The organism is Dietzia sp. B19, from assembly GCF_014145155.1.
GTDB lineage: Bacteria > Actinomycetota > Actinomycetes > Mycobacteriales > Mycobacteriaceae > Dietzia > Dietzia natronolimnaea.
This window is the reverse complement of the sequence record NZ_JAALED010000179.1, coordinates 6,141-13,560: the sequence shown is the minus strand read 5'-3', so window position 1 is coordinate 13,560 and position 7,420 is coordinate 6,141. Positions and strand designations below refer to the sequence as shown.

The window sequence follows — 7,420 nt, the reverse complement described above, 5'->3', positions numbered from 1 at the left end:
CGGGTCGGAACCGGGAAGCCGAGCTTCTTCCGGTGCAGCACGTGCGCCGGCACGATCCGCTCGAGCGCCTTGCGGAGCGCGTACTTGGTGGTCCCGTGAGCGACCTTCTCCGTGTACGGCAGGCGGGAGGCGACCTCGTAGACCTCGCGGTCGAGGAACGGCACGCGCAGCTCGAGTGAGTTGGCCATGGTGACCCGGTCCGCCTTGACCAGGATGTCCCCGCGGAGCCACGTGAACAGGTCCAGGTGCTGCATCCGGGCGACAGGGTCCCACCCGCGGGAGCGCTCGTAGATCGGAGCCGTCACGTCCTGGTGGCTCCACTCGGGACGGTAGTCGGTGAGGACCGAGCGGACCTGGTCCTCGGAGAACGAGCGCGCGTTGCCGTAGTAGCGGTCCTCGAGACTCATGGATCCGCGATGCAGCAGGCTCTTTCCACGGGTGCCCTCGGGGATCCGCGTGCTCACCCTTCCCAGTGCGCGGCGCAGGCCACCGGGGATCTTCTCGAACGGTGCGAGCGAGAGCGGCTCCTTGTAGATGGTGTATCCGCCGAAGAGCTCATCCGCGCCCTCGCCGGACAGGACCACCTTGACGTGCTTGCGGGCCTCGCGGGCGACGAAGTACAGCGGGACCAGGGCCGGATCGGCGACCGGCTCGTCGAGGTACCAGATGATCTCGGGGATCGCGGCGGCGAACTCCTCGGGCGAGACCACCTTGACGATGTGTTCCACACCGATCGCCGCGGCGGACTCGGCGGCCACGTCCACCTCCGAGTAACCCTCCCGCTCGAACCCCGTGGTGAAGGTGAGGAGGTTCTCGTTGTGACGCCGGGCGAGCGCGGCGATGGCGGTGGAGTCGATGCCGCCGGACAGGAACGAACCCACGGTGACGTCGGCGCGCATGTGCTTGGCCACGGAGTCCTCGAGGGCCACGGCGATCTCCTCGTAGCGGCGCTCGGAATCGCCGTCGGCGACAGGGACCACGGGGAAGGTCGGCTCGAAGAAGCGCTCGATCACCGGAGCGGCGCCGGGGGAGAGGGTCGCGTGGCAACCGGATTCCAGGCGGCGGACACCGCGGGTCAGCGTCTCGTCCTCGGGGACGTACTGGAGGGTGACGTAGTGCTGTAGGGCGCGGGTGTCGAGAGAGGTGTCGACGGCGAGGAGGTCGATCAGTTCGGTGATCGACTTCTTCTCGCTCGCGAACGCGGTGCCCCCGGGACCGGTCGCCATGTAGAGGGGCTTGATCCCGAAGGGGTCGCGGGCCACGAAGAGGGTGCGTTCGACGGTGTCCCAGATCGCGAAGGCGAACATCCCGCGGAGCCGGCGGACGGCGGCGGGGCCCCAGTGGTGGAACGCCACCACGATCGGCTCCCCGTCGCCCTCGGTCCGGAACTCGGCACCGAACTCCTCACGCAGCTGCGCACGGAGTTCGACGTAGTTGTAGATCTCCCCGTTGAACGTCAGGGCGTAGCGGTCGGGGGCCTCGGGCGGACCCCAGCGCAGCGGCTGATGCGAATGCGCGATGTCGATGATCGACAGACGGTTGAAGCCGAACGCCAGGTCGTCGTCGACCCAGGTCCCCACCTCGTCCGGACCGCGGTGACGCTGGCACCCCATCGCGCCCAGAACCCTCGATTCCTGGGCGCGGGCGGAGCCGTCGGGGGTGAGCAGACCAAGCAGGCCACACATTCGTCGGGTACCTCGTCGATCGTCGTCGGGGGTGGGGGAGAACCCGCGTCTGCGGGCCACGATGGGTTCGAATACTACTGGTCCCGGGGCTCCCGCCCGCCGCGCCGGACGGCGGAGGGGTGGGTTCGGTGAAATGCCGGGACCCGCGGCTTCCAAACTGAGAGCCGTGGTCTACGATTCCTAAGTGTCCCGGCCACGTGGTCGGTGCCGCTGATCAGGAAGGCGTGATGGTGGAACAGCGTGACGGGCGTCGTCGGACGCGCAGGGCTGCACTCGCGGTGTCGCTCGGCACATTGGGCTTGATTTTGTCCGGTTGCAGCCTCCACACCGACAACAAATGGTGGAACCAGACCATGAACTTCGGGTTCCCCAACGGGATCACGCCCGAGGGCATCGCCATCAGGGAGTTCTGGACTATCACCGTCATCACCTCGCTTGTCGTCGGGTTCTTCGTGTGGGGCCTCATCTTCTGGACCATGGCCTTCCACCGCAAGAGGAAGAACGACGACGGCGAGTTCCCGCGTCAGACCGCGTACAACGTGCCGCTCGAGCTGGTCTACACGGCGGTGCCGTTCGTGATCATCTCGGTGCTCTTCTACTTCACCGTCATCACGCAGAACAAGGTCCTCGACCTCCGGCCGGAGGAAGAGGTCGGCGTCAAGGTCGACGTCACCGCGTTCCAGTGGAACTGGAAGTTCGGGTACAACAAGGTCGACGTCGCGGGTGTGTCCATCGAGGACGGCACCAACGAGGAGGCCCAGCGTGCGGCCGAGGAGGCCGGCGTCCTCTCGGAGGAGCAGCGCATGGCACTCGGTCACGACGGCGAGCCCGCCGCCGGTGGTCCGATCCATGGTCGCCTCGCCGAGGACAAGTCGTACCTCCACTTCAACAACATCGAGACCGTCGGCACCTCGGAAGAGGTCCCGGTACTCGTACTGCCGACCGGAACCCGCGTCGAGTTCCGCCTCGCGGCGGCCGACGTGATCCATTCCTTCTGGATCCCCGAGTTCATCTACAAGCTGGACGTCATGCCGCACCCCGGCCAGAACCAGCAGCTGAGCATGTTCCAGATCGCGGAGATCGAGCGTGAGGGTGCCTTCGTCGGACGGTGTGCCGAGATGTGCGGCGCGTACCACGCGATGATGAATTTCGAGCTCAGGGCGGTGTCGCCGGAGGCCTTCGCGGAGTACATCGAGTTCCGCCAGGACAACCCGACCGCGTCCAACGCGGAGGCGCTGGCGTCGATCGGCGAGGAGCCCTACTCCACGTCCACGGCACCGTTCAAGACCGGCCGCAGCGATACCCGCGACCAGAACAACATCATCGAGAACGCATCCGCTAACTGACGTCTCCCGGTATCACGCGAAGGGCTCCTGCACGATGAACGCAACAGTAAGAATCTTCGACGGACTGGTGGTCTTCCTCGCCATCATGGCCATCGCGTACACCTACCTCACGGGCACCTCGCGCACCGGGATTGAGTGGGTGGGCTCCACCTCCCTCGTGCTCTCCGCCGGGCTGTGCCTGCTGATCGGTGGGTACCTCCGCTTCGTGGCGCGGCGCATCAGCACGCTTCCCGAGGACTACGAGGAGGCGGAGATCTCCGACGGCGCCGGCGAGCTCGGGTTCTTCAGCCCGCACAGCTTCTGGCCGTTCTTCATCGCCTTCTCGATCCTCATCATCGGTTTCGGCGCGGCGTTCTGGAACTGGTGGGTGCTGCTCGGTGGCGCGACCGCGCTGATCATCACCGCCTGTGCCCTGGTCTTCGAGTACCACTGGGGCCGCGAGAAGCACTGACCGACGGTCAGACCCCACGAGGCCCCCACCGCGAGACGCGGTGGGGGCCTCGTTTGTTCACGGATCACCGCCCGAAGCCGGGACTCATGTCGGCAACCCGCGGTCGTGGCGTCTCCGACGTCGGGGGCATCACCCGGGAACGAGCTCGGGCCGGGACCCGCGCGGCGCGCAGGTCCCGGCCCGGATCAGGCCCGGTGGGGGACTACAGTCCCATGTCCTTGGCGATGATGGTCTTCATGACCTCGTTGGTCCCGCCGTAGATCCGGTTGACCCGGTTGTCCGTGTACAGGCGGGCGATCGGGTACTCGTTGATGAACCCGTATCCGCCGTGCAGCTGCAGGCAACGGTCGATGACCTCGGCCGCGATCTCGGTGCAGAACAGCTTGGCCGATGCGGCCTCGGCCGCGGTCAGCTCTCCCTCGTCGAGTGCCTCGAGCGCGCGGTCGGCGACGGCCTGCGCCGCGTCGACCTTGGCCTGGCAGGCGGCGAGTTCGAACTTGGTGTTCTGGAACGAGGCGACCTCCTTGCCGAAGACCGTGCGCTGCTGGGTGTACTCCTTGGCGAAGCGCACCGCGGCCGCGGCCTGGGCGTAGGCGCCGTACGCGATTCCCCAGCGCTCGGACGGCAGGTTCTGGCCGAGGTAGTAGAAACCACGGTTCTCCTCGCCGAGCAGGTCCTCGACAGGGACCTTGACGTCGCTGAAGGCCAGCTCCGCGGTATCGGAGGTGCGCAGACCGACCTTGTCGAGCTTGCGTCCCACGGAGTAACCCGCGAGCTTGGTGTCGACGGCCAGGAGGGAGATGCCGAAGCGACGGTCGTCCTCGCGCGGGGGAGCGGTCCGGGCGCAGACGATCACGCGGTCGGCGTGGACACCGCCGGTGATGAACGTCTTGGCACCGTTGAGGACGTAGTGGGTGCCGTCCTCGGAGAGCTTGGCGGTGCTCTTCATGCCGGCGAGGTCCGAGCCGGTGCCCGGCTCGGTCATGGCCAGCGCCCACATCTCCTCGCCGGAGACGAACTTGGGCAGATAACGCTGCTTCTGCTCCTCGGTCGCCAGGGCCTTGATGTAGGGCAGGCCCAGCAGGACGTGAACGCCCGATCCACCGAAGTTCACGCCCGCCCGGGCGGTCTCCTCGGACTGGATGGCCTCGAACTTGTGCGAGTTGATCCCGGCGCCGCCGTACTCCTCGTCGACGTTGATGCCGAAGACCCCGAGATCGGCGAGCTTGTAGTAGAACTCGCGCGGCACGATGCCCGCGTCGAACCACTCCTGGAAATGGGGGGACACCTCGGACTCGATGAAGGCGCGGATGGTCTGGCGGAAGGCCTCGTGGTCTTCGTTGAACACTGTGCGACGCAAGGGTGTATGCCTTTCCATTGGACGACCCGCCGTGAGAGGGGGACGGGGCGATCTGGTGAATGTCTCCTACCAGAAGTGATCGTACAAGGCCGCGAACCGCGACATGGCGGGGGTTACCGGCTGGTAGCTTCAGTCCCGTGCCACGCTGCCGTCCGTCGGTGGCCGGAAGTCGAGCGCGTCCGCCGCCACGATGCGGATCGGGCCTCGGATGTCGGCTCCGGAGACGACCCGGCCACGTTGCGTGATGGCGACGACGCCGTCCGCTCGGAGATCCAGGGCGACCTGTCGGGCGGTGTCCATGAGCTCGCGCCACTGTTCGCCGCCCACCGTGCGGGCGGCGTCGCTGGGGCAGATCGAGCCCTCGCCGCGGGAGCGGAGCAGCGTTCGGATCGTCGCGGCCAACCGGTTCCGCGTCCCCTCCTCGGTCGGATCCCACCAGGGGTCGCCGCGCTCGCCCAGCGCGGTCTTGGCGTCGTGCACCATCACCCGCGCGGCGTCACCCTCGGACTTCACGAGCCGGCGGCCGGTCATGAGCGCGGAGACGAGTTCGGTCCTGAGCGTGTCCGGGATCGACGGATCGGTGGCCCTCCATCGCCTCCCCCTGACCACGATGTAGCGACCGTCCTCGGTGTGTTCGACCTCGTTGCGCGTCACACCGCGATCATGCCCGCACGACGTGGAGGAGTCACGAAACCCGCCGGTCGGGCCACGGAAACGCGCCGGGCCGCTAGTGTAGAACGTGTTCTAGTAGGCGTCGGCCCACGGCCGGTGTCCGGGCCGTGTGCCCGTGACGACGAGATGAGGAGAGCCCGTGACGACGCAGGCCGGCACGTTCGATGCAGAGTTCGATGTGATTGTGGTGGGATCGGGCGTCGCGGCGCTCTTCGGCGCGGCCGCGGCGGCCTCGCGGGGGCTGTCCACCTGCCTCCTCGAGAAGACGGACCGTTTCGGGGGCACCTCCGCGTACTCGGGCGGCGCGGTGTGGTTGCCCGGCAACGCCGTCCTCGCCCGCGACGGGCTGGAGGACTCGGTGGACACGGGCCGCACCTACTTCCGCGCCGTCGTGGGCGACCGGACCGACCACGACCTACAGGACGCGTACCTGAACACCGGGCCGATGGTCGTCGACTTTCTCCAGGACACACTGGGAATCCCCACGAGATTCCAGGCGTTCCCCGACTACTTCGACGCACCCGGACGCCAGGAGGTGGGTCGAAGCATCTACCCCAAGCCCATCAAGGGGGAGGAGGTGGGTGAGCGCACCGGAGATATCCGCTCCTCGGTGCCGTCGGATCAGTTCGGTTCCCCGGAGGACACCGCCAGGTTGGAGGGCGGCCGCGCCTGGGTCGCCCGGCTCGTGCTGGCGTTGGATGACATGGAGGCGGCCGAGCTCTGGCTGTCGACGGCTGCGGAGCGACTTATCCGCGACGACGACGGGCGGGTCGTGGGGGTCGAGGTGCGAGAGGGCTCGGGCCTGCGGTCGATTCGCGCACGGCGGGGCGTACTCGTCGCCGCGGGCGGATTCGAGCGGTCGACGGAGTTGCGTCGACGGTGGCAGCGGATGCCGACCTCTGACTGGTCGGCCTCCCACCCGGATACCGGTTCCGGGGACGCCGTCCGCATGTTCGACGAGGTCGGGGCCAGACTCGACCTGCTGGACCAGTCATGGTGGTGTCCGGCGACACTGTTCCCCAACGGGCACGCGGCGTTCACCCTCGGTTTCCGCTCCGGGATCATCGTCGACGGCGCAGGTCGTCGCTTCGCCAACGAACTCCTGCCGTACGACCAGATGGGCCGTCGCATGCACGCCCGGATGGACGACGGAGCGGGCGAGGAGTTCTGGTTCGTCTTCGATGACTCGGAGGCGGGCGGGTATCCGGCGATCTGCGTCCCCGCCCCTGATCCCGAGCAGCTGCGGGCGGCCGGGCTCTGGCACACCGCAGCGACGATCGGGGAGCTGGCCCAGGCCATCGGTATCGATCCGGACGTCCTCGCCGAGAGCGTCACCCGGTTCAACGGCCATGCCGCGCAGGGCAGAGATGACGACTTCGGACGGGGCGAGGATCCGTACGGGAGGTTCTTCCTCGGCGCCTCCACTGCCGAGGAATGCCTGCGGCCCCTGGGGGGCGATCGTCTGCACGCCGTGCGCCTGGTGCTGGGGGACCTGGGCACCAAGGGTGGTGCCGTGATCGACCCGAACGGGGCCGTGGTGGGTACCGACGGTGCACCGATCCCGGGCCTCTACGCCGCCGGCAACTCGTCGGCGTCGGTGTCCGGTGAGGCATACCCGGGTCCCGGGGTTCCCCTGGGGTCGGGCATGACCATGGCCTTCCGGGCCGTGGCCGACATGGCCGGGAAGCCGCTGCCGGTGAACCCCGCTCCGGTCGCCCGGTGACCGGAGCGCCCGCCACCTCTCGCGGGTGGCCGGGCACGGTGACCGCACCTCCCGGGTGGTCCCACGGGCCTCCGGCCCAACCCGTCCCATGAGGAGGACGTCCCAGGCGCCGGGGTGAGGCCGGTGTCACGCGGCCCGCGACGTCGACCCCCCGACAGATCACCCGCTCCCGAAAGATCACTC

At 68.1% G+C, this 7,420-nt stretch carries 6 protein-coding genes; 3 read left to right on the top strand and 3 right to left on the bottom strand.

Features of this window, described 5'->3' with window-relative positions; genetic code table 11:
• The coding region (asnB, locus tag G6020_RS06290) for an asparagine synthase (glutamine-hydrolyzing) (RefSeq protein WP_241732594.1) at nt 1–1,685 on the bottom strand (1,685 nt) is incomplete at its 3' end.
• A gap of 227 nt (nt 1,686–1,912) precedes the next feature.
• Between asnB and G6020_RS06285 the strand changes: the two genes are divergently transcribed.
• Entirely contained in the window at nt 1,913–3,031 is a 1,119-nt protein-coding gene (locus G6020_RS06285) for a cytochrome c oxidase subunit II (RefSeq protein ID WP_182610027.1), read from the top strand.
• A 34-nt stretch (nt 3,032–3,065) separates the two neighbouring features.
• Entirely contained in the window at nt 3,066–3,482 is a 417-nt protein-coding gene (locus tag G6020_RS06280; protein WP_182610026.1) for a cytochrome c oxidase subunit 4, read from the top strand.
• A 202-nt stretch (nt 3,483–3,684) separates the two neighbouring features.
• On the opposite strand, the gene G6020_RS06275 is transcribed toward G6020_RS06280, so the two are convergent.
• Together G6020_RS06275 and G6020_RS06270 are read right to left on the bottom strand one after the other, a co-directional pair.
• The gene (locus G6020_RS06275) at nt 3,685–4,842 is read right to left on the bottom strand and encodes an acyl-CoA dehydrogenase family protein (protein ID WP_179525029.1); all 1,158 of its coding nucleotides are present in this window, start codon (nt 4,840–4,842) and stop codon (nt 3,685–3,687) included.
• 129 nt (nt 4,843–4,971) lie between these two features.
• The gene (locus G6020_RS06270) at nt 4,972–5,496 is read right to left on the bottom strand and encodes a DUF3253 domain-containing protein (protein ID WP_179525030.1); all 525 of its coding nucleotides are present in this window, start codon (nt 5,494–5,496) and stop codon (nt 4,972–4,974) included.
• Nucleotides 5,497–5,653: 157 nt separating this feature from the next.
• On the opposite strand from G6020_RS06270, the gene G6020_RS06265 reads away from it, so the two are divergent.
• Nucleotides 5,654–7,237, top strand: a complete 1,584-nt coding sequence (locus tag G6020_RS06265) for an FAD-binding protein (RefSeq protein WP_182610025.1) — start codon at nt 5,654–5,656, stop codon at nt 7,235–7,237.
• Nucleotides 7,238–7,420 lie beyond the last annotated feature (183 nt).

Bases quoted from the DNA above. Each gene is read 5' to 3' on its own strand.
- G6020_RS06285 (WP_182610027.1), top strand. From the start codon at position 1,913: ATGGTGGAACAGCGTGACGGGCGTCGTCGGACGCGCAGGGCTGCACTC.
- G6020_RS06280 (WP_182610026.1), top strand. From the start codon at position 3,066: ATGAACGCAACAGTAAGAATCTTCGACGGACTGGTGGTCTTCCTCGCC.